This is a genomic window from Nocardioides albidus, assembly GCF_006335005.1.
GTDB classification, from domain to species: domain Bacteria; phylum Actinomycetota; class Actinomycetes; order Propionibacteriales; family Nocardioidaceae; genus Nocardioides; species Nocardioides albidus.
This window is the reverse complement of sequence record NZ_VDMP01000027.1, coordinates 152,720-174,402: the sequence shown is the minus strand read 5'-3', so window position 1 is coordinate 174,402 and position 21,683 is coordinate 152,720. Positions and strand designations below refer to the sequence as shown.

Sequence of the window (21,683 nt, the reverse complement as noted above, 5' to 3'; positions counted from 1 at the left end):
GTCAGCTCGGTCCATGCTCATCGGGACCGCCCCCGGGCAACCGGGTACGACCTACTCTGGAGGTGTGAAGCTGTTGCTCGTCGTCCTCCTCTTCGCGGCCGTGACCTATCTCGCGGTCCGCTGGCTCCAGGAGCACGGTGACGGCGGCGCCCCGGCCCGGCGTACGACGAGGCCGCGGCCGCCGAGCCGTCCGGTCGCGCCGGACGACGACGAGACCTTCCTGCGCGACCTGGAGTGGCGCCGGCGCCAGCAGGAGCGGCGCAAGGACCAGCCTCAGCCGCCGGACAGCCCGGAGACCTGAGCGGGGCGGAGGATCTCGGGCCGCTCGGCGGCGTACGAGTGCTGGCTGGTCGTCGAGAAGTAGTTGATCCCGATGAAGTTGAACCACAGCGTCGCGAGCCCGACAAGCGCGAGCAGCGCGGCCTTGCGGCCCTTCCAGCCGGCGGTGGCGCGGGCGTGGAGGTATCCGGCGTAGACGACCCAGGTGATGAACGCCCACACCTCCTTGGGATCCCAGTTCCAGTAGCGCGACCAGGCCTCGTGCGCCCAGATCGGGCCGGTGATGAGGACGGCGAAGGTCCAGACCGGGAACGCGAAGGCGTGGACCCGGTAGGCCAGCCGGTCGAGGGCGTCGAGCCGCGGGACGCGCGCCAGCCAGGGGCTCAGCTCCCGCCCTGCGGCCTCGGCGCGGCGCTCGGCGCGCATCCGGACGAGGTACATGATCGAGGCGATGCCGCCGAGGGTGAACGCGCCGGTCGCGATGATCGCGGAGATGACGTGGATGACCAGCCAGGGCGAGTTGAGGGCCTCGGTGAGCGGCGCCACCGCGCCGTAGAGCCAGATGACGGCGATCATCAGGGTCGCGACGACGAAGCCGACGACCAGCGGGCCCATCCAGCCCAGGCCGAACCTCCGGTAGAGAACGAGGTAGAGCAGCGCCACGACGAAGGTGCCGGTGAGGGTGAACTCGTACATGTTGCCCCACGGCACGCGGTTCGGGTCCGCGGCCATGCCGCGCCCGACGAGCCCGACGAGATGGGCCGCGCAGCCGAGCACGGTCAGCAGCAGGCCCAGCCGGCCGAGGAAGGCGACCCGCTCGCCGCGCGGGGTCGCGGCGCCGGTGGCCGGCTCGGGCGCCTGCCCGGCCGGCTCGGCGTCTCCCGCCCCGGCGCCGACCAGCTCGCGGTCGGCCGCGGGCTGGCGCAGCGCGGCCCACTCGGCGAGGTAGACGACCAGGGCGAGGAAGTAGACGATGCCGGCGGTCGCCACGGCCTGGTTGCTCAGGGTCTCCCACGCGGTGTTGCTCACGACTGCCTCACGATCTCGGATCCTTCTGGAGCTGCTCGAGCACGGTGGTCAGCACCTCGTCCATCTCGCCGTTGCCGGAGCGGTCGAGGACGGCGACCTCGACCAGCGTGCCGCCCCCGCCCTGCGTTCCGTCCATTGTGCCCGCGGCCCCCGCGCCGGCCGGCACCGCCCGCACCCACACCCGCCGCGGCCGGATGAAGAGCGAGGCGCACAGGCCGATCAGGGCCAGGATCATCCCGACGAGCGCGATCCCCTTGCCGGGGGTCTGGCTGATCTGGACCCGGATCCACGGGTCGACCCGGTCGAAGGTGACCGAGCCGAGGCCGTCGGGGAGGTTCACGGTGTCACCCGGCTGCAGGTCGATCCGCAGGGGCTTGCCGTCGGGCTTGGTGAGGGGGGTCGCCTTGCTCTTGTCGAGCACGTAGACCGACTGCGAGCGGCCGTCCTCGAGGCCGAGGTCGCCGGTGTAGGCCAGCATCGACAGCGTCGGGTTGAGGTCGTCACCGAAGACGGTGACCGGGTTGCCGTCCCTCATCTCGAAGGTCGGGAAGAAGAGACCGTCGAGCCCGATCCGGCCGGGCTTCGCGTCGTTGCACTTGACCACGCCGTACGACAGGAAGCTGGCGTCGCGCGGCAGGAACACCGTCGGCCCGGTGCACACGACCTCGCCCGAGCCGTCGCGGACGGTGATCACGGGGGCGTAGCCGTGGCCGATGAGGAACACCTCGGTGCCGTCGACCTCCAGCGGGTGGTTGACCCTGAGGTCGTACCTCTTCGCCTTCCCGTCCCCCACCCGGTAGGAGACGTCGGCCTCGAACCTGCGGGCCTGGCCGAAGCGTGGGCCCTCCTTGAGCCAGTCGACGGAGAACTTGTCGACGCTGAAGCGGAAGTCCTCGAGCCGGTCCTGGCCGAAGAGGCCGCCCGGCTTGAAGTCGTCGTACTGGGTGAGGTTGTTGCTGAAGGTCGTGCCCTGCACGAGGATCACGCCGCCCTGGTAGCCCCACAGGCTGCCCATGGCGACGCCGGCGAGAACGATCAGCACGGACAGGTGGAAGACGAGGTTGCCCGCCTCGCGGAGGTAGCCGCGCTCGGCGGCGACGAAGTCGTCCGCAGCCCCGCTGGTCGAGCCTGTCGAAGCCCGCACTCGATGCCGCCGACCGAGCACGGCCCGGGCCCGGTCGAGGACCTCGGCGGGACTCAGGTCGGTGGCGTACGACGCGTGCACGGGCAGCCGGGTCAAGTGCCGGGGCGCTGCCGGCGGCTGGGCCCGCAGGCCGCGGTAGTAGACGAGGAGGCGCGGCACGATGCAGCCGACCAGGGACAGCACCAGGAGCAGGTAGATCGCGGAGAACCACGGGGAGCTGTAGACCGAGAAGAGGTCGAGCCGCTCATAGAGCGGCGTGAGCTTCGGGTGCTCGTCCTTCCAGCGGGTGACGGCGAGCGAGTCGACGTCGGCCTGCGGGATCACCGAGCCGGGGATGGCGGCGAGGGCGAGGAGCAGGAGCAGCAGGAGGGCGGTGCGCATCGACGTGATCTGCCGCCACATCCAGCGTCCGAGCTCGCGGGCGTTCAGCTCACCGGGGCGACGGGAGTCAGCGGTCACAGGGCGACCTCGAAGTTCGAGACCAGCTGCAGCTGCAACCACTGGACCAGCTGGTCCCACCAGCCGGTGAGCATCAGCAGGCCGATCAGGACCAGGAACGCGCCGCCGAGGCGCATCACCCACTTCTGGTGGCGGCGCACGAAGCCGGTGAGCGCGAGGGTCCGGCGATAGGCGAGGCCCGCGACGATGAAGGGGATGCCCAGGCCCAGCGCGTAGCAGAGCGAGAGCAGCGCGCCGCGCATGGCGGTGGCGTCGACGAAGGTGAGGTTGACGATGACGCCGTACGTCGGCCCGACGCACGGCTGCCAGCCGATCGCGAAGAGCGCGCCGAGCAGCGGCGCCGCCCCGAGACCGACGGCCGGGATCTTGTGCACGCGCACGTCGCGCTGCAGCCACGGCAGGGCGCCGGCGAAGACCAGGCCGAGCACGATCAGGACGAACCCGAGGCCGATCTGGATCTCGTCGTCCCACCGACGCAGGGTCTGCCCGACGGAGCCGAACGCGGCGCCCATGAGCACGAACACGACGGCGAAGCCGAGGACGAAGAGGACCGAGCCGAGCAGCATCCGGCCGCGCCGCCTGCCGGCCTCGCCGGACACGATGTCGGCCCCCGAGAGCCCGGTGGCGTAGGAGAGGTAGCCCGGCAGCAGGGGCAGCACGCAGGGCGAGAAGAACGAGACCAGCCCGACGAACACCGCGACCGGGATCGCGAGGCCCAGCGACCCGGCGGCGGCCTGCTCCTGGAGCCACTCCCCCATCAGTCGTCGCCCTCCGCGAGGACGGACTCGACCACCGTCGTCAAGGTGCTCTTGGAGGGGATCGGCCCGTTGACCAGTGCCGCGACCCGGCCGGAGGCGTCGAGGACCAGCGTGGCCGGCATCGACGGCGGAGCGAACCGGCCGAGCCCGCGCAGGGTCTCGCTGCCCGGGTCGAACAGGGAGGGATAGTCGACGCCGCGGGCGCGCTCGAACGCCGCGGCGTTCTCCTTGGCCGCCTCGCGGATGTTGATCCCGACGAAGGCCACCGCGCCGGGCGCCTCCTCGGCGAACTCCGCCTCGGCCTCGACCAGCATGGGCATCTCCTTGATGCACGGCCCGCACAGCGACCACCACACGTTGACGACCACGACCTTGCCGCGCAGGTCGGCCAGGTCGAGCGGCTGGCCCTGGATCGTCGTACCGCTGACGGCGACGGGCTCCTCCCGCTCGTCCGGCGCCACCTCGACGACCTTCCCGCTGCCGGCGACATAGTCGAGGTCGCCGGTCCCCCCGAGGTCCGAGCAGGCGGACATCAGGAGGAGGGCGACCAGCACGGTCGCCACGCGGGGGACGCGGGTCATGCCGGAGGCGTTCCCTCCGGCTTGTTCTCCTCGGGCGCGTCGCCGGCGGAGAAGGGCGCCGCGATGTCGCCGACCGGGATCAGGTCGATCGCCGGCTCGGCGTACGAGATCTCGACGAGCTCCTCGCCGGAGAACCCGAAGGACGTGATCGAGCACAGGGTGCACTGACGCTTGCGCGGGTCGTGGAGGAAGGAGCGCTTCTCCGCGGCCAGGCGGGTGGTCCAGATCGGCAGCTGGTGGGAGACCAGGACCGCCTCGTGGCCGGCGGCGTCGCGGCGCGCGTCGTGGACCGCCGCCATCATCCGCTCGACGATCGCCCGGTAGGGCTCGCCCCACGACGGCTTGAACGGGTTGTAGAGGTGGCGCCACAGCAGCGGGTTGCGCAGGGCGTTGTTGCCCTTGCCGAAGGTCAGCCCCTCGAACCGGTTGGTCGACTCGATCACCCGCGCCTCCGGGCCCACCTCGAGGCCGAGCGCAGAGGCGAGCGGCGCGGCGGTCTGCTGGGCACGCTCCAGGGGCGAGGACCTGATCACGGTGATGTCGTTGCCCTTGAGCGCCACGGCGACCCGGTCGGCCATCGCCCGACCGCGCTCGGAGAGGTGGAAGCCGTCGCGGCGCCCGTAGAGAACGCCCTGCGGGTTGTGGACCTCGCCGTGGCGGACCAGGTGGACGATCGTGTCGGGGGTGCTCATTCGCTCTCCGGTCGTCGAGTGGCGGTGTATCGGGACGCCGCCGCCCGGGCGGCGGCGGGCAGGGCGTCGAGGACCTGCTGGACGGCGCGGTCGTCGTGGGACGACGAGACGAACCACGCCTCGAACGCCGAGGGCGGCAGGTGCACGCCCTGGTCGAGCATCGAGTGGAACAGCGCGGCGTACGCCGGGACGCTGGTGGCCTGGGCCTCGGCGAAGCTGGTGACGGGGTGGTCGGTGAGGAAGACCGAGAACATCGAGCCGGTCGACTGGATCACGTGCGGCAGGCCGGCCGCGGTGAACGTGTCGGCGATCCCGGCGCGCAGCGCGTCGGCCACGACGTCGAGCCGGGCGTAGACCTCGTCGGTCGCGGCCGTCAGCGTGGCCAGGCCCGCGGCGGTGGCGACCGGGTTCCCGGCCAGCGTGCCGGCCTGGTAGACCGGCCCCTCGGGGGCGAGATGGGCCATCACGTCGGCGCGACCGCCGAACGCCGCGGCCGGGAGGCCGCCGCCCATCACCTTGCCGAAGGTCATCAGGTCCGGGACCCAGCCCTCGACGGCGCCGTCGGTGCCCCACTGACCGGCCTTCGAGACCCGGAACCCGGTCATCACCTCGTCGCTGATGAACAGGGCGCCGTGGGCGCGGCAGGTCTCGGCGAGGAACCGGTTGAACCCGGGCGCCGGCGGGACGACGCCCATGTTGCCGGGCGCGGCCTCGGTGATCAGGCAGGCGATCCGGTCGCCGTGCTCGGCGAACGCCGCGGCGACGGCCTCGCGGTCGTTGTAGGGAAGGACCAGGGTGAGCTCGGTCGAGCTCGCCGGCACGCCGGGCGTCCCGGGGATGGAGAAGGTGGTCAGTCCGGAGCCCGCCGAGGCGAGCAGCGAGTCGACGTGCCCGTGGTAGCAGCCGGCGAACTTCACGACCACGTCGCGGCCGGTGAACCCGCGCGCGAGCCGGATCGCCGACATGGTCGCCTCGGTGCCGGACGACACGAGGCGCAGCCGCTCGACGGGGGTGCGCGCGACGATCGCCTCGACGAGAGCGACCTCGCCCTCGGTGGGCGTGCCGTACGACGTCCCGCGGCCCACCGCCTCCCTGACCGCGTCGAGCACGGCCGGGTGCCCGTGGCCGAGGAGCATCGGGCCCCACGAGCAGATCAGGTCGACGTACTCGTTGCCGTCGACGTCGGTCAGCCACGGTCCGCTCGCCGAGCGGATGAAGCGGGGCGTACCGCCGACGGCGTTGAACGCGCGGACCGGAGAGTTGACTCCGCCGGGGGTCACCGCGCGGGCGCGAGAGAACAGCGCCTCGGAGGCCGGTGTCGATGGCGTGGTCGCGGTGGGGCTCAGGGGTGCGGACACCGCGCCATTGTCGCCGATGGGTCCCAACCGGTCCTCATCGCGGACCCCTGCTGGGCACCATCTCGTGCGCCGACTCGTGCACCGCGCCCATAGCACGACCGGGTCGTTGTGCGCGGGATCATGTGACACCCGTAACGCCGGTGTGTCACGATTCGTTGACTCGGTGCACAGGTGGGCACTGAGGGAGTGCGCACGCAAGCGGCCACCCGTGGCCAGGGGAGAGAGTCAGTCATGTCGAGGAAGCGTCTGGGGCGACTGCAACGCGTCGCGACCATCATTCCGCTTGCCCTGCTGTCGGCCGCATGGACCGCCTCGGTCGCCGGCATCGGTGGCATCGGCGCCCCGGTGCAGGCCGCGGACACCCCCGGCCAGGTCACCGACGGCACGAGCGTCCCCGAGGAGTCCATCGACGACCCCGCGAGCCTGTCCGACCCCGCCACGATCGCCGGCCTCGAGGACGGCAACGAGGCGGGCATCGTCTCCGCCGCGTCGACCAACGCGATCCCCGCCGCGGCCCTGGCCGCCTACCAGCGGGCCGAGACGGTCATCAACTCCGCCGACGAGTCCTGCAACATCACCTGGGAGCTCATCGCCGCGATCGGCCGCGTGGAGTCCAACCACGGCCGCTTCGGCGGCAACGTCCTCGACAACGACGGCGTCGCCACCCCCGGCATCTACGGCCCGGCGCTCGACGGCAAGGCGGCCGTCAAGGCCATCTCCGACAGCGACGCGGGCGTCTACGACAACGACACCCAGTGGGACCGCGCGGTCGGCCCGATGCAGTTCATCCCCTCGACCTGGCAGGTCGTCGGCGTCGACGCCGACGACGACGCCGCCCGCAACCCGCAGGACATCGACGACGCGGCCCTCGCCGCCGCCGTCTACCTCTGCTCCGGCGACGGCGACCTCTCCACGGTCGTCGGCCAGCGGGCCTCGGTCTACCGCTACAACCACAGCCAGGCCTACGTCGACCTGGTCCTCAAGATCATGAACGCCTACCTCGAGGGCGACTTCACCTCGGTGCCCAACAACTCGACCGCCGCGGGCTACGTCGTGCCCGAGCCGCCGCGCTTCGACGTCCGTGGCCCCGGCAAGATCAAGACCGGCAAGAGCACCAAGGGCACCACCACCGGCAGCCCGAGCGCTGGACCCACGGAGAACCCCGCCGAGGAGCCTGACAGCGCCCCCAACAAGCCTGCTCCGCCGAAGCCCAGTCCCGGCAAGTCCGTTCCGAAGACAGACACGCCCATTGACCCGCTCCTCGGGGGCGTGGGCGGAGTCGTCGATGGCGTCGTCACGCTCGCCGAGGCTCTGCCCATCTGTCTCAATGAGATCGGCAGCGCTCTCACCGGGACCCTGGGCACCATCCTTGGCCAGCTTCCGCCGTCAGAGGACGCAGCGCTACAGAACTGCATTGCAGCGTTGACCAACTGATCACTTCCCGCACCCGAGAGAGCCCCGGAGCCTGGCCCCCCAGCCTCGGGGCTCTCGCACATTCCGCCCCCTGACCGCACCGGCACCCGTTACGGTGGCCCGGGTCCGTCAGGGCCGCGGAGGAGGGATCGTGTCAGCGACCAGCACCGAGCTCACCGGCGTACGGCTCGTTCCGCTGACCGCGCACGCCGACGACCGGGGGCAGTTCGTCGAGGTCTTCCGCGACGAGTGGCCGCTCGACCTGCGCCCGGTGCAGTGGAACGCCGTCCGCTCCCGGGCCGGGGTGATGCGCGGCGTGCACGTCCACGTCGGCCACCACGACTACCTCACCGTGCTCGCCGGGACCCTGGTGCTGGGCCTGCACGACCTGCGGCCCGACAGCCCGACCGCCGGTCGGTCCGCGATGATGAGGATCGACGCGGACGACCCGCTGGCCGTCTCCATCCCGCCCGGCGTGTGCCACGGCTTCTGGTTCCCGGTGCCGAGCGTGCACCTGTACGGCGTCGACCGCTACTGGAACCTCGCCGACGAGCTCGGCTGCCAGTACGACGACCCGGCGCTCGGCCTGGACTGGGCCCTCGACACCACGCCGTCGCTCTCCGAGCGTGACCGGGTCGCACCCGACTACGCGACCATGCGCACGGCCTATCTCGCCGCGACGGCCCGATGAGCGCGCCCAGCGTCGGACTGGTCGGCTTCGGTCGCTGGGGCCGGCTGATCTTCCGCGACCTGCGTGCCCTCGGGGCCGAGGTGCACGTCGCCGTGCCGTCCGCGACGTCGAGAGCGGCCGCCGTCGAGGCGGGGGCCAGGTCGGTGGTCGCGTCCGCCGCGGAGCTCCCGGACGCCGACGGCTACGTCGTCGCGCCGGTCACGGTGCGGCACGCCGAGTGCGTCCGGGCGCTCCTGCCGCGCGGGCGGCCGATGTTCGTCGAGAAGCCGCTCACCGCCGACCCCGCGTCGGCCGTCGAGCTGGTCGCCGCCGCCGGGGAGCGGATCTTCGTGATGGACAAGTGGCGCTACCACCCCGGCGTCGTCGAGCTGGCCCGACTGGCCCGCACCGGCGCCTTCGGGCCGCTGCGCAGCATCACCAGCCACCGGCTCGGCTGGGGCAACCCCCACCGCGACGTCGACGCCGTGTGGATCCTGCTCCCCCACGACCTGTCGATCGCGACGGAGATCCTCGGCCGGCTCCCGGAGCCGCGCTTCGCCGCCGCGGCCGACCCCTCGGGCGACGGCCTGCTGGCGGTGCTGCGTGACGACGACGGTCCGCTGGTCACCTGCGAGGTCTCCGCGACCCACCCGGTCAACCGTCGTACCGTCGTCGTGGTCGGTGAGCACGGCTCCGGCCAGCTGGCGGACTCCTGGGACGACCGGATCCTCCTGGCCGGCACCGTCGACGGCGTCGAGATCACCCCCGAGACCCGGGAGCGCGCCGTCGGCGCCGAGCTCCCCCTGGCGGCCGAGCTGCGGGCCTTCCTCGCGCACCTCGCCGGCGGCCCGCCGCCCCGCTCCAGCGCCGCCGACGGCCTGGCCGTGGTCCGCGCCATCGCCGCCCTCCGCACCATGGCCGGACTCCCCTGAGTGCCATGGCGACCGGGTTCACCGTCCTGCTGCCCGTGCACCGCCCGCCCGCGATGCTGCCGCTGGCGATCGAGTCGGTGCTGGCCCAGACGCTCGGCGACCTCGAGCTGGTCGTGCTCTGCGACGGCGCGCCTGCGGAGACGGCGGCCTGCGCGCGGGAGTACGCCGACCGCGACCCCCGCGTCCGCGTGCTCGACCTGCCCAAGGGCGAGCGGCACGGCGAGGCGCACCGGCACGCGGTGCTCGAGCGGGCCGAGCGGCCGCTCGTGGCGCAGCTGGCCGACGACGACTTGTGGTTCCCCGAGCACCTGGTCGAGCTCGACCGGCTCCTGGCCGACGCCGACTTCGGCAACCTCCTGCAGGCCCGGCTGACCCCGCAGGGCGCGGTCGCGGTACACCTCGGCGACCTGGCCGACCCGCGGACCCGGGAGCGGATGCGCACCGAGCGGTTCAACTTCTTCGGCCCGAGCGTGGCCGGCTACCGGCTGGCGGCGTACCGTCGGCTCGTCCACGGCTGGGAGCCCGCGCCGGCCGACGTGTGGAGCGACCTGCACATGTGGCGTGCCTTCCTCGAGACGCCCGGTCTGCGGCTGGCGACCCGGTACTCCGTGCAGGGGGTGAGCCTGCCCGCCGTCGAGCGCACGGACGCGAGTCTCGCCGAGCGCGAAGCCGAGTCCCGCCGGATCGCCGAGGATCTTCTCGGCTCGGCGCGGGCACGCGACGACTTCCGGGCCCGTGCCTTCGCCGACCTGTGGGCCCACCTCGCCGCGACGACGACGTACGCCGAGGAGCTCGACCGCACCCACGACGAGGCCCTCGCGCAGATCGCCGTGCTGCGCTCCCAGCTGGCGGACACCCAGGCCGCGGCCGAGCAGGCGTTCGCCCGGGTCGAGCGGAAGCGGACGGCCAACCAGCGCCTGCGGGCGCGCAACCAGGCGCTCACCGAGGAGCTGGCGGCGCTGAGGCTCAGCGCAGGAGGCCGGCGGCCTCGGTGGCCCAGTAGGTGAGGATCACGTCGGCACCGGCACGGCTGATCGAGGTCAGCGTCTCCAGGATCGCGGCCTCCCGGTCGATCCAGCCGTGTGCGGCGGCGGCCTCGAGCATGGCGTACTCACCGGAGATGTTGTAGGCCGCGGTCGGCACGCCGATCGCGGAGGCGGCGTCGGCCACCTGGCGCAGCACGTCGAGGTAGGCGAGCGCCGGCTTGACCATCACCATGTCCGCGCCCTGCTCGATGTCGAGCAGCGCCTCCCGGACACCCTCCCGACCGTCGCGCCGGCCGTCCTGCTGGTAGGTCCGACGGTCGCCCTCCAGGGAGCTGTCGACGGCCTCGCGGAAGGGCCCGAAGAAGGCGGAGGCGTACTTCGCGGAGTAGGCGAGGATCCCGGTGTCGGTGAGCCCAGCGCCGTCCAGCGCGTCGCGGATGACGGCGACCTGGCCGTCCATCATGCCGCTGGGGCCGACGAGTCCCGCGCCCGCGCGGGCCTGCACGACCGCCATGTCGGCGTACCTCTCCAGCGTCGCGTCGTTGTCGACCCGACCCGCGTCGTCGAGCACCCCGCAGTGGCCGTGGTCGGTGAACTCGTCGAGGCACAGGTCGCCCATCACGATCAGGGCGTCGCCGACCTCGCTGACCACGTCGGAGATCGCGACGTTGAGGATCCCGTCCGGGTCGGTGGCGCCGGAGCCGATCGCGTCCTTGGCCTCGGGTACGCCGAACAGCATGATCCCGCGCAGACCGGCCTCGGCCGCCTCGACGGCGGCCTTGCGCAGCGAGTCGCGGGTGTGCTGGACGACGCCCGGCATCGAGCTGATCGGCGTCGGCTCGCTCGCACCCTCGCGGACGAAGGCCGGCAGGACCAGCTGGGCGGGGCGCAGCGCGCTCCCGGCGACGAGGTCGCGCATCGCCGCCGACGTCCGCAGGCGACGAGGGCGGACCAGGGGGCGCTGGATGTCGTTCACCGCGCCATTGTCCCGCAAGCCCGGGGCGGGGTGGGTGGCGGCGGCGTCATGTAACTCGGTGTCCGTGCGACTACCACGGAGTCCTGACCGGTCAGGAGTCCCTGGTAGTCGACGTAACACCGAGTTACATGACCGCCCGCCCCCAGCCGGGGCTCAGCGCCACCGCGCCAGCCACTGGGTGGCGCCGGCCACCGCGTCGGGGTCGTCGGACATCTCGCCGACCGGTGTGTGCCACAGGACGTAGCCCGGCGGGGTCGGCCCGCCGAGGCCCCACGAGGAGACGCCGTCGCTGAGCCGGACGAACCGGCCGGTGTCGGGCTCGTAGACATAGCTGCCGGCAGCCTTCCGGGCGTACGACGTGACCTGCACGAGACCGCCGTTCACCGTGCCGTCGATCCCGTCGCCCTGGATCGTCGTCACCGGCTCGCCGTCGGTGGTGAGCACCTGGACCCGGTCGTCGCGACCGTCGTCGTAGGTGCCGCAGTACTCGCTGGCCACGATCCGGTCGCCGACCGCACCGAAGGACAGCAGGTTGCACCGCTTCCCCGAGCGCGGGTCGAAGTCGTGCTCGGCGCCGGTGGCGAGGTCGCGGACGTGGATGCGGTCGTTCTTGCCGTTGGTCGCCGCCGACCACACCATCGCATCGTCGGTGAAGGCCACCGCGCCGACGCGCAGGTGCTCGTCGCGGGCGTCGGCCGGGTCGGTCGGGGACACCGACCACAGGTCATAGGTCTCGCCCTCGGCGCCGGCGTCGTCGGCCTCGCCGTCGGGTCCCGTCGGCCAGCCGCCCGGAGGGGGCGACCCCTGGGTGGCGGGGACGCCGACATAGAGCCGCCCCTGCGGGCCGAGCACGGGCACGCGGCCGCTGTGGACCGGCGGGAGGCCGGCCCAGGTGGTGGTCGTCCAGGTGCGGCTCGCGCGGTCGTAGACGTGGGCGCGCAGCGACCCGCTGAGGTCGTTCCCTCCGTCGGCAGGGTCGACGACCCCGAACGAGGTCAGCACCAGCCGCTCCGCCCCGAGGTCCACCGGCCACAGCTGCTCCTGCTCGTCGAGCCCGGGCAGCCAGTCCTTCTTGCCGGTGGCGGGGTCGAGCAGCGCGTAGCGGACCTTGTTGTGCGCGCCGTGAGGCCCGTCGCGGAACAGGATCAGGCCGTCGGTGGTGACGCCGTCGTAGTACTGCCCGTTGTCCCGGTTGAGGTCGTGGTTGGTGTATTTCGCGAGGAGGTCGTAGTCGACGCCCGACTTCGCCGGGACCGCGTCGGAGAGGCGGGTCACCGGCCCCTCCGGACGAGGTACGGCGCTCGCGGCGGGCGCATCGCGTCCGTCGACCCCCTGGCCGGCGAGGCTGCCGACCGCGACCGCGCCGACGGCGACGACCGCGAGTCCGCCTGCGAGCCGGGTCCGGCGCCGGCGTACGGCCCGACGGCCGCCGGCGAGCACCGCCGCCAGGTCGAGGTCGTCGGCAGGCGGGGTGGCCGCCGCCTCCTCCAGGCGTGCGCGCATCTGGTTCATGTCGTCACCACTTTCCGGCTCCCAGGGTCGGCTCGTCGAGCGACGAGTCGTCGATCACGGAGCGGAGCCGGTCCAGCGCACGCGCGGTCTGGCTCTTGACGGTGCCCTCGGTGCAGCCCAGTGCCCGCGCGGTGTCGGCGACGCTGAGGTCGTCGAAGTAGCGCAGCACGACGCAGGCCCGCTGCCGCGGGGGCAGCTCGCCCATCGCCTGGACCAGGCTCGCCCGCTCGCTGACCCGCGCGGCGATGTCGACGCCGTCGGACCGCTGCGGATCGGCCTCGGCCACCACCTCGGTGCTCGACCGGCGCCGGGCGTGGTCGAGGACGACGCTCACCAGGGCCTTGCGTGCGTAGGCGTACTCACGTCCGGCCCGGGTCAGCCGCGGCCACGCGACGTACACCCGGATCAGCGCGTCCTGGACGTGGTCCGCCGCCCGCTCCCAGTCCCCGCACAACAGGTACGCCGTGCGGCGCAGCCGGTCGCGCGAGCCCTGGGCGAAGGCGACGAACTCGGTCTCGTCACGCATCGGTCATCCGCTCCATGACGGACTCAACGTGGCGGCCACCCCCTCAGGTTGCACCGACCCGGCACGAACTCACCCCCGAATTGCGTCGACCCGGCGCAAACTCACCTCAAAATCGCGCCGACCCGGCACGTCCTTACCTCGATGAAGGTCAGGATGAGCCGGGTCGGCGATCGAGTCGGTGCTGGCCCAGACGCTTCGACGCGTTCTACAGGTCAGGATGAGCCGGGTCGGCGCCTGGCCCTCACGCCTTCTTGCGGCGAGCCGAGGGCTTGCGGTCGCTCGGCTTGGTGACCGGCTCACCGGCCTCGAGCAGCGCGGCGCGGCGGCTCGCGCCGAAGTCGGCGAGGGCCTCGACGAGGAGCTCGACGTCCGGCTTGGGAGCCAGCACGTCGACCCGCAGGCCGTGCTCCTCGGCGGTCTTCGCCGTGGCGGGACCGATCACCGCGATGATCGTCGACGGGTGCGGCTTGCCGGCGATGCCGACCAGGTTGCGCACGGTCGAGGACGAGGTGAACACGACGGCGTCGAACTTGCCGGTCTTGATCGCGTCGCGGGTCGGCGCCGGCGGCGGGGCGGCCCGGACGGTGCGGTACGCCGTGACGTCGTCGCACTCCCAGCCGAGGTCGATCAGGCCGGCGACGAGGTTCTCGGTGGCGATGTCGGCGCGCGGCAGGAACACCCGGTTGATCGGGTCCAGCTGCTCGTCGTACTCCGGCCAGATCTCGAGGAGGCCGGCCGCGGACTGACCGGCCGACCCGTCGGCCGAAGGGACGAGGTCGGCGCGCAGGCCCCAGTCGGCGATCGCCTGGGCGGTCTTCTCGCCGACGGCGGCGATCTTGAGACCCGAGAAGGCGCGCGCGTCGAGGCCGTACTCCTCGAACTTCTCGCGCACGGCCTTGACGGCGTTCACGGAGGTGAACGCGATCCACTCGTAGCGGCCCTCGACCAGACCGCGGACGGCCTTGTCCATCTGCTGGGGGTTGCGCGGCGGCTCGACGGAGATCGTGGGGACCTCCTCGGGGACGCCGCCGAACTCGCGCAGGCGGTTGGACAGCGAGGCGGACTGCTCCTTGGTGCGCGGCACCAGCACCCGCCAGCCGAACAGCGGCTTGGTCTCGAACCAGGACAGCTTCTCGCGCAGGTCGACGACCGCGCCGATGACGATGATCGCGGGCGGCGCGATCCGCGCGGCGCGGGCCTCGGCGCCGACGTGCTCCAGGGTGGAGGTGATCGTCTGCTGCTCGGTGGTCGTGCCGACGCGGGTGATCGCGACGGGGGTCTGCGGCGAGCGGCCGACGGCGACGAGCTGCTTGGCGATGTCGCCGATCTGACCGACGGCCGAGAGCAGCACGAGGGTCGGGGTGTCGGCGTACCGGCTCCAGTCGACCTTGTCACCGCACGTCACCACGGCCACCTCGCGGTGGTCCTTGGTGGTCAGCGGGATGCCGGCGTACGCCGGGACCGCGCCCACCGACGAGACGCCGGGGACGACCTCGAAGGCGAGGTTGGCCTTGGCGACCGCCTGCGCCTCCTCGGGACCGGAGGCGTAGAGGAAGGGGTCGCCGCCGAGGAGGCGCACCACCCGCAGGCCGCGCTTGGCCTGCTTGACGACGACCTTGGCGCGGGCGGCGTGGGTCAGCGGCTGGCCGTCCTCACCGAACCCGCCGTCGATGATCTCGGGCTCGCCGGCCGGCTCCTCGCCGACCTGCGCGACCCGCGCACGCACCACGGAGACGAGGTCGGCGTGACCGGGCTCCTCGGTGATGATCACGTCGGCGTCCTGGATCAGCCGGACGGCGCGCACGGTCAGCAGGTCGGGGTCACCGGGACCGGTTCCGACGAAGGCCGTGAAGCCGGGGCCCTGCCGGGGGGCGGTGTGGACCTGGGCGGCGGGAGTCGAAGCAGCCTTCTTGGCTGTCGTGGCTCGCGTCATGGGTTGGGCACCTCTGCAGATCGTGCGGACGGGTGGGCGTTCGTGTTGCTGGCGCTGTCGCGCTGGTTCATCAGCTCGTCGGCGCCGTCGGCGAGCATCTCGGCGCCGAGGTCGCCGCCGAGCTTGGCGGCGTCGGCGGGCCACGAGGACGGGTCGACGCCGAGGGCGACCGACGCGGAGCGGCGTACGGCGAGCGCACCGTCCTCGGACAGGACGACGGCCCGCAGCCACAGCTCGGGGCCCTCCTCGCCCTCGGCGACCTCGGCGAGGGCGCCGACGGGAGCCGCGCAGCCGCCCTCGAGGGTGGCCATGACCGTGCGCTCGGCGGTGACCGCGGCGCGGGCGCCGGGGTCGTCGAGGCGCGCGAGCAGGGCGAGGGCCGTGGTGTCGTCGCTGCGGCACTCGACGGCGAGTGCGCCTTGGCCGGGAGCGGGGAGGACCTGGAGCGGGTCGAGGACCTCGGTGACCTCGTCGAGCCGGCCGAGGCGGGCCAGTCCGGCGCGCGCCAGCACGACGGCGTCGTAGGTCCCCTCCGCGATGCGAGCGATCCGCGTGTCGACGTTGCCGCGGACCCCGACGAGCTCGACGCCGAGACCGAGCGCCTCGATCTGGGCGACGCGGCGCGGGCTTCCGGTGGCGACCCGGCTGCCCTGCGGCAACTCGCCGAGCGTGAGGCCGTCGCGGGCGACGACGACGTCGCGCGGGTCCTCCCGCAGAGGTACGGCGGCCAGCGCGATCCCGTCGGTGGCGTAGGTCGGGAGGTCCTTGAGCGAGTGGACGGCGACGTCGACCTCGCCGGCGAGCAGCGCGTCGCGCAGCGCGCTGACGAAGACACCGGTGGACGGGGCCCCGGTGAGCGGCGTGCCGCTGGCCTGGCTGCGGTCGCCGTCGGTGGTGATCTCGACCAGCTCGGTGTGCACGCCGAGCGCCTCGAGGGCGTCGGCGACGTGACCGGACTGGGTGGTGGCGAGGGCGCTGCGGCGGGTGCCGATGCGCAGGGCCGGGGTCGTGCTCACGACAGGCCCTCCTCGCTGACGACGGGGCGGGTGACGGCGTCGACGGCGTCGGGGTCGAGCGCGAAGAGCTCGGCGAGAGCGGCGGCGTAGGAGACGGCCCCCTGCTCGTTGGCGAGCTCCTTGACCCGGACGGTGGGCTCGTGGAGCAGCTTGTCGGCGACCCGGCGCACGGTGTGCCGGATCTCCTCGCGGGTGGCCTCGTCGAGCTCCGGGAGGCGCGCCTCGAGGCGGGTCATCTCGGCGTCGACGACGTTGGTGGCCATCGAGCGCAGCGCGACGACCGTGGGCGTGACACTGGCCTGGCGGCGGGCCGCGAGGAAGGCGGTGACCTCCTCGCCGAGGATGCGGCGCACCTCCTGGACCTCGCGACCGGTCGGGCCCCCGTGGAGGAGCTCGCCCAGCTCGGCGAGACCGACCAGGCGGACGCCGGGCAGGTCGGCCACGTCGGGAGCGATGTCGTGGGGCAGGGCGAGGTCGATCAGCGCCAGCGGGCGGTCGACGCCGTCGCGGACACCGGCGAGCAGGGAGCGGTCGATGAGCGTGCCGGAGGAGCCGGTGCAGCTGATGACGATGTCGGCGCGGGCGAGCTCCGCGCCGAGGTCGCCCAGCGGGATCGGCGTGCCGGAGTGGAGGGCGGCGAGCCGGGTGGCCCGGTCGAGGGACCGGTTGACGACGGAGAGGTGCCCGGCGCCGAGGCGGCTGGCGGTCGCGGCCGCCAGACCGGCCATCGCGCCGGCGCCGATCACGACGACGTACCTGCCCTCGACGGAGCCGACGACCTCGGCGGTCTCGTCGAGCGCCGCGCTGACGAGGGTGGGCGCGACCTGGTCGATCTCGGTCTCGGCGCGGGTGCGCTTGCCGACGCGCAGCGCCTGCTGGAAGAGCAGATTGAGAGCAGGTCCGACGGTGCCGAGCTCCTGGCCGCGGCGCAGTGCCTCACGGGTCTGGCCGAGGATCTGGCCCTCGCCGACGGCCATCGAGTCGAGCCCGGCGGCGACCTGGAAGAGGTGCGAGATCGCACCGTCGTCGTAGTGGACGTAGAGGTGCGGGAGCATCGCCTCGGTCGTCTCGCCGGCCCGGTCGACCAGGAGGCGCGAGATCTGCTCGATGCTGCCGTGGAAGCGCTCGACCTCGGTGTAGATCTCGAGCCGGTTGCAGGTCGCGATGACGGTCGCCTCGCCGACGTGCTCGCACGACGCTGCGTCGGCGATCAGCTTCTGCACGCCGTCGCGGTCGAGCGCGACCCGCTCGAGCAGGGCGACCGGCGCGGAGTTGTGGGAGATGCCCACGACCAGGACGCTCATGCGGCACCTCCCTCTCCGGCACCGGCAGCGGGTTCGACGGCGCCGTTGGCCTTGCGCTGCTCGTGGTAGGCGAGGATCTGCAGCTCGATCGACAGGTCGACCTTGCGTACGTCGACGCCGTCGGGCACGGCCACCACGGCCGGCGCGAAGTTGAGGATGCTGGTGATGCCGATCGCGACCATGCGGTCGGCGACGTCCTGCGCGGCGAGCGCCGGGGTGGCGATCACGCCGATCGCGACGTCGTGCTCGCGCACGATCTCCTCCAGGTCGTCGAACGGGCGCACGACGACGCCCGCGACGCTCCGGCCGACGAGATCCGGGTCGGCGTCGAGGAGGGCGACGATCCGGAAGCCGCGGCTGCGGAAGCCGGAGTAGTTGGCGAGCGCGTGGCCCAGGTTGCCGATGCCGACGATGACGACCGGCCAGTCCTGGGTGACGCCGATCTCACGGGCGATCTGGTAGCGGAGGTAGTCGACGTCGTACCCCACGCCGCGCGTGCCGTAGCTGCCGAGGTAGGAGAGGTCCTTGCGGAGCTTGGCGCTGTTGACGCCCGCAGCGGTCGCCAGATCCTCGCTCGAGCAGGTGCGGATCCCGCTGTCGGCCAGCGCCGTCAGCGCCCGCAGGTAGACGGGCAGACGCGCGACCGTGGCCTCCGGGATGACCCGGGCGGCATCCGTCGAACTCCGTGTGGTCACAGCTCCACTTTCCAGCCGCCCGATCAGGCGTCAATCACGCGGCTCGATCACTGTAGGAGTTTGTGAACGTGGGAACAAAATGGACGAACGGGCCCCGCATCAGGTACGGACACGCCTCGTGGTAAACGTCACCAGATCTCTCGCGCAGCGCGGCAGCGCGGCGCGAGGAACGAGCGACGCGCTCGCGCCCATCAGCGCAGCGCGGCCCGCAGCCGGTCGGGGCTGACTCGCCAGAAGTCGTGCTGCCGTCCGTCGACGAAGGTGACGGGGATCTCGTTCGCGAAGCGGTCGCCGAGAGCGGGGTCGTCGTCGATGGAGAGCTCCTCGTAGCTCTCTCCGAGCTCGGCACAGACCGCCTCGATCACCGCCCGGGCGTCGTCGCACAGATGGCAGCCGGGCCGGCTGTAGAGCGTGACCCGCGGCGTCCGGACGCTCACTCGAGGATCCCCAGCGCCTTGCGTCGCTCGGCGCCGCGCAGCACGCCCTTGCGGATCTTGCCGGTCACCGTGCGCGGCAGAGCCGTGGCGACCTCGACCCGGACCGGCCTCTTGTACGGCGCCAGGTGCTCCTGCGCCGCGGCCCGCACGGCGCTCACGAGCCCGTCGGCGGCGGCCCCGTCCGCCTCGCCCGACTCGGGCACGACGTACGCGACGACGGCCTCGCCGGTCCGCTCGTCGGGCACGCCGAGCACGGCGGCCTGGCGCACGCCGGCGACGCCCTCCAGCACGGCCTCGACCTCGGTCGGGTAGACGTTGAAGCCCGAGACGATGATCAGCTCCTTGACCCGGTCGACGAGGAACAGGTCGCCGTCGGCGTCGAGGAAGCCGACGTCGCCGGTGGACCACCAGCCGTCCTCGGCGGGCCCGTCCTGACCGTCGGGCCAGTAGCCGCTGAACAGGTTGCGGCCACGGATCTGGATCTCGCCCGGGTCGTCGACCGCCGCCCCGTCGAGCGGCACGCCCTCGTCGTCGACGAGGCGGATGTCGATGCCGTCGAGCGCCGCCCCGACCGAGCCCGGCTTGACCTCCGTCGAGCACAGGGTGCTGGTGACGACGGGCGAGGCCTCGGTGAGCCCGTAGCCCTGGTGGATCGGGACCTGAGCGAGGGCGCCGAACGCCTCGACCGTCTCGGCGGCGAGGGGCGCGGAGCCCGACAGGATCATCCGCACCGGGCCGAGCCGCTCGGCGAGCGCGTCGACGTGCTGCCAGGCCGCGAAGACCGGCGGCGCGACCGGGACCACGCTGCACGCCTCGTCCTCGACCAGGTCGAGGGTGCCCTCGGGGTCGAAGCGATCGGTGAGCACGAGCTTGGCGCGGTGCCGGATCACGCCGCCCAGCACGGCGCCGAGGCCGTAGACGTGGAAGAGCGGAAGGACCCCGAGCACGACGTCGTCGGAGTGGATCATCGGCGGCTCCACGGACGCGACCTGGTCGACGTTGGCGAGCAGGGCGCGGTGGGTGAGCATGGCCGCACGCGGGCGCCCGGACGTGCCGCTGGTGTAGAGCAGCACCGCGAGCTTCTCGGGGTCCTGCAGCGGCGGCACGGGTACGGCGGGCTCGGCGCGCAGGGCGTCGTACGTGATCTCCGCGGCCTGCGACTCGCCCTCGCCGCCGACGAGCACGACCCGCGGGACGGGACGGTGCTCGTCCTGCGCGGCCGTGGCGACCTCGGGACGGGCCACCGCGTCGCGCACCGCGCCCACGGTCTGGCCGTCGGCGAGCACGAGCCGCGCACCGCAGTCGACGAGCATCGCGGCGAGCTCGGTGGGGGTCGATCCCGGGTTCACCGGGACCGCCACGGCCTGGGCGCGCAGCACGCCGAGATATCCGGTCACGAACTCGAGCCTGTTGCCGAGCGCGATGAGCACGCGGTTGCCGGCGAGGACGCCGGCGCGGCCCAGGCCCGTGGCGACCCGGCCGACCTCGTCCTCGAGCTCCGCCCAGGTCAGTCCCCGGCCGCCGGCCTCGACGACCGCGAGCCGCTCGGGGTGATCGGCGGCGGCGGACGCGACGAGAGCCGCCACGTCGGGGACAACGGATGCGTCCGGCAACGACATGGAGGGATCCTACGTGCCGTTCTCTCTTCTAGTCTGTGCGTCATGGTGCCGCCCCCCGACCGACCTCGTCGGCTGAACCTGCAGCAGCGGTCGCGCCTGGCCGGCGAGGCGGCGGCCGCGGCGGCGGAGGTCGAGACCGCGCTGGCGCACCCGGCCGACCCGAGGGCGGCGGCCTTCTTCGACGTCGACAACACGGTGATGCAGGGCGCGAGCATCTTCCACCTGGCGCGCGGGCTGTACCGGCGCAAGTTCTTCACCACGCGTGACCTCGTCGGCGCGGCGTACAAGCAGGCCTACTTCCGCATCGCCGGCGTCGAGGACCCCGAGCACGTCGCGGAGGCCCGCAACTCCGCGCTGGCCTTCATCGCCGGTCACACCGTGCAGGAGCTCGAGGAGCTCGGCGAGGAGATCTTCGACGAGGCGATGGCGCACCGGATCTGGCCGGGCACCCGGGCGCTGGCCCAGATGCACCTCGACCAGGGCCAGCGGGTCTGGCTGGTCACCGCGGCGCCGATCGAGATCGCGGGCCTGATCGCGCGCCGCCTCGGCCTCACCGGCGCCTTGGGCACGGTCGCCGAGCACGTCGACGGCGTCTACACCGGTCGGCTCGTCGGCGACATGCTGCACGGGCCCGCGAAGGCCGAGGCGATCACCGCGCTCGCCGAGCGGGAGGGCCTGGACCTCGCGCTGTGCTCGGCCTACAGCGACTCCGCCAACGACCTGCCGATGCTCGGCCTCGTCGGCGACCCGTGCGCCATCAACCCCGACGCCCGGCTGCGCGCCCACGCCCGGGCCCACGGCTGGCGCATCCGCGACTACCGCACCGGCCGCAAGGCGGCCCGCGCCGGGATCGTCGTCGGCTCGGCCGCGACGGGGGCCGCGATCGCCGGCGCCGTCGTACGCCGACAGGTGCGCCGGCACCACTCCTGAGCGCCGTCGCGGCCCGTGGCCGCACCCCCCTACTGGACGGTAACCTAGTCATTCCGGGTGGTGTGGGATCCGGTCGACCGGTTCTTAGCGTTCCGGTACCGCTGCGCAAGGATCCGCCGTAGGATCCCCTGCGGGGGCATGAGGGAGGGAACCCGTATGACCTGGGAGCGTGCTGAGCTTGCGCGAGGGCTGGATGCCCTGCGCGCTGCTGTGCTCGCTGCCCTCTCCCCGGAGCCGGCCCTCGCCGGCGGCCCCGTCCCGGCGGACCGGCGCCGCGGCGCGGACCACTGGCTGCTGCTGAGCGAGGCCCACGCCGAGTCCGACGGGCTCCAGCACGACGGCTCCAGCGCCTTCGGCGACTCCACGCTCGCCACCTCCTCCGAGGACTCCCCCGAGGCCCGGGAGCGTCTGATCGGCCTGGTGGAGCTCGCCCG

Annotated in this window: 21 protein-coding genes and 1 pseudogene; 7 read left to right on the top strand and 15 right to left on the bottom strand. The window is 73.0% G+C overall.

Annotated features, from left to right (window positions below; all coding sequences use genetic code 11):
- Nucleotides 1–64: 64 nt before the first annotated feature.
- Entirely contained in the window at nt 65–301 is a 237-nt protein-coding gene (locus FHP29_RS19240) for a hypothetical protein (RefSeq protein ID WP_139624486.1), read from the top strand.
- On the opposite strand, the gene ccsB is transcribed toward FHP29_RS19240, so the two are convergent.
- Genes ccsB through hemL form a run of 6 tightly spaced genes read right to left on the bottom strand, consistent with a single transcriptional unit; the run spans nt 274 to nt 6,300 of the window.
- The gene (gene ccsB, locus FHP29_RS19235) at nt 274–1,308 is read right to left on the bottom strand and encodes a c-type cytochrome biogenesis protein CcsB (RefSeq protein WP_139624485.1); all 1,035 of its coding nucleotides are present in this window, start codon (nt 1,306–1,308) and stop codon (nt 274–276) included. The genes FHP29_RS19240 and ccsB overlap by 28 nt on opposite strands.
- A 7-nt stretch (nt 1,309–1,315) precedes the next feature.
- Entirely contained in the window at nt 1,316–2,911 is a 1,596-nt protein-coding gene (gene resB / locus FHP29_RS19230) for a cytochrome c biogenesis protein ResB (protein ID WP_240044613.1), read from the bottom strand.
- A complete protein-coding gene (locus FHP29_RS19225; RefSeq protein ID WP_139624484.1) occupies nt 2,908–3,669 on the bottom strand; it encodes a cytochrome c biogenesis CcdA family protein in 762 nt (253 codons plus the stop codon). The genes resB and FHP29_RS19225 overlap by 4 nt, the downstream gene beginning before the upstream one ends.
- The gene (locus tag FHP29_RS19220; protein WP_139624483.1) at nt 3,669–4,250 is read right to left on the bottom strand and encodes a TlpA disulfide reductase family protein; all 582 of its coding nucleotides are present in this window, start codon (nt 4,248–4,250) and stop codon (nt 3,669–3,671) included. The genes FHP29_RS19225 and FHP29_RS19220 overlap by 1 nt, the downstream gene beginning before the upstream one ends.
- Nucleotides 4,247–4,942 carry a histidine phosphatase family protein gene (locus FHP29_RS19215; RefSeq protein WP_139624482.1) on the bottom strand — a complete coding sequence of 232 codons (696 nt, stop codon included), beginning with the start codon at nt 4,940–4,942 and terminating at the stop codon, nt 4,247–4,249. Before FHP29_RS19215 ends, FHP29_RS19220 begins: the two co-directional genes overlap by 4 nt.
- Nucleotides 4,939–6,300 carry a glutamate-1-semialdehyde 2,1-aminomutase gene (gene hemL, locus FHP29_RS19210; protein WP_240044612.1) on the bottom strand — a complete coding sequence of 454 codons (1,362 nt, stop codon included), beginning with the start codon at nt 6,298–6,300 and terminating at the stop codon, nt 4,939–4,941. Before hemL ends, FHP29_RS19215 begins: the two co-directional genes overlap by 4 nt.
- Nucleotides 6,301–6,531: 231 nt before the next feature.
- Here hemL and FHP29_RS19205 point away from each other — a divergent pair, with 231 nt between their 5' ends.
- From FHP29_RS19205 to FHP29_RS19190, 4 genes are all read left to right on the top strand, one after another.
- The gene (locus tag FHP29_RS19205) at nt 6,532–7,734 is read left to right on the top strand and encodes a lytic murein transglycosylase (RefSeq protein WP_139624481.1); all 1,203 of its coding nucleotides are present in this window, start codon (nt 6,532–6,534) and stop codon (nt 7,732–7,734) included.
- 130 nt (nt 7,735–7,864) lie between these two features.
- Nucleotides 7,865–8,404 (top strand): dTDP-4-dehydrorhamnose 3,5-epimerase family protein, encoded by a 540-nt coding sequence (locus tag FHP29_RS19200; RefSeq protein ID WP_158296646.1) that lies wholly within the window; start codon nt 7,865–7,867, stop codon nt 8,402–8,404.
- On the top strand, nt 8,401–9,315 hold the full coding sequence (locus FHP29_RS19195; protein WP_139624479.1) for a Gfo/Idh/MocA family protein: 915 nt from the start codon (nt 8,401–8,403) through the stop codon (nt 9,313–9,315). Before FHP29_RS19200 ends, FHP29_RS19195 begins: the two co-directional genes overlap by 4 nt.
- A 5-nt stretch (nt 9,316–9,320) precedes the next feature.
- Nucleotides 9,321–10,322 carry a glycosyltransferase family 2 protein gene (locus FHP29_RS19190; protein WP_139624478.1) on the top strand — a complete coding sequence of 334 codons (1,002 nt, stop codon included), beginning with the start codon at nt 9,321–9,323 and terminating at the stop codon, nt 10,320–10,322.
- Here FHP29_RS19190 and hemB read toward each other — a convergent pair.
- The 9 genes from hemB to FHP29_RS19145 all read right to left on the bottom strand — a co-directional run bounded on the left by hemB (nt 10,282) and on the right by FHP29_RS19145 (nt 20,319).
- The gene (hemB, locus tag FHP29_RS19185; RefSeq protein WP_240044657.1) at nt 10,282–11,220 is read right to left on the bottom strand and encodes a porphobilinogen synthase; all 939 of its coding nucleotides are present in this window, start codon (nt 11,218–11,220) and stop codon (nt 10,282–10,284) included. The two genes, FHP29_RS19190 and hemB, sit on opposite strands and share 41 nt — an antisense overlap.
- Nucleotides 11,221–11,430: 210 nt before the next feature.
- Nucleotides 11,431–12,789, bottom strand: coding sequence for a hypothetical protein (locus FHP29_RS19180; protein ID WP_139624476.1), 1,359 nt, complete (start codon nt 12,787–12,789; stop codon nt 11,431–11,433).
- Nucleotides 12,790–12,793: 4 nt separating this feature from the next.
- Nucleotides 12,794–13,315: a SigE family RNA polymerase sigma factor gene (locus tag FHP29_RS19175; RefSeq protein WP_139624475.1), complete on the bottom strand. Its 522-nt coding sequence runs from the start codon at nt 13,313–13,315 to the stop codon at nt 12,794–12,796.
- A 241-nt stretch (nt 13,316–13,556) separates the two neighbouring features.
- Nucleotides 13,557–15,248, bottom strand: a complete 1,692-nt coding sequence (locus FHP29_RS19170; protein ID WP_139624474.1) for a bifunctional uroporphyrinogen-III C-methyltransferase/uroporphyrinogen-III synthase — start codon at nt 15,246–15,248, stop codon at nt 13,557–13,559.
- Nucleotides 15,245–16,264: a hydroxymethylbilane synthase gene (gene hemC / locus FHP29_RS19165; RefSeq protein WP_240044611.1), complete on the bottom strand. Its 1,020-nt coding sequence runs from the start codon at nt 16,262–16,264 to the stop codon at nt 15,245–15,247. Before hemC ends, FHP29_RS19170 begins: the two co-directional genes overlap by 4 nt.
- Nucleotides 16,261–17,568, bottom strand: coding sequence for a glutamyl-tRNA reductase (locus tag FHP29_RS19160; RefSeq protein WP_139624473.1), 1,308 nt, complete (start codon nt 17,566–17,568; stop codon nt 16,261–16,263). The genes hemC and FHP29_RS19160 overlap by 4 nt, the downstream gene beginning before the upstream one ends.
- Entirely contained in the window at nt 17,565–18,263 is a 699-nt protein-coding gene (locus FHP29_RS19155; RefSeq protein WP_240044610.1) for a redox-sensing transcriptional repressor Rex, read from the bottom strand. Before FHP29_RS19155 ends, FHP29_RS19160 begins: the two co-directional genes overlap by 4 nt.
- A 191-nt stretch (nt 18,264–18,454) precedes the next feature.
- On the bottom strand, nt 18,455–18,700 hold the full coding sequence (locus tag FHP29_RS19150; RefSeq protein WP_139624471.1) for a glutaredoxin family protein: 246 nt from the start codon (nt 18,698–18,700) through the stop codon (nt 18,455–18,457).
- Complete coding sequence (locus FHP29_RS19145) at nt 18,697–20,319, bottom strand: class I adenylate-forming enzyme family protein (protein ID WP_139624470.1); 1,623 nt, start codon at nt 20,317–20,319, stop codon at nt 18,697–18,699. The genes FHP29_RS19150 and FHP29_RS19145 overlap by 4 nt, the downstream gene beginning before the upstream one ends.
- A gap of 42 nt (nt 20,320–20,361) precedes the next feature.
- Here FHP29_RS19145 and FHP29_RS19140 point away from each other — a divergent pair, with 42 nt between their 5' ends.
- Together FHP29_RS19140 and FHP29_RS22955 are read left to right on the top strand one after the other, a co-directional pair.
- Nucleotides 20,362–21,249 (top strand): HAD family hydrolase, encoded by an 888-nt coding sequence (locus tag FHP29_RS19140; RefSeq protein ID WP_139624469.1) that lies wholly within the window; start codon nt 20,362–20,364, stop codon nt 21,247–21,249.
- Between the two features lie 156 nt (nt 21,250–21,405).
- Nucleotides 21,406–21,683, top strand: a pseudogene (locus FHP29_RS22955) (sigma-70 family RNA polymerase sigma factor); the annotation flags it as partial.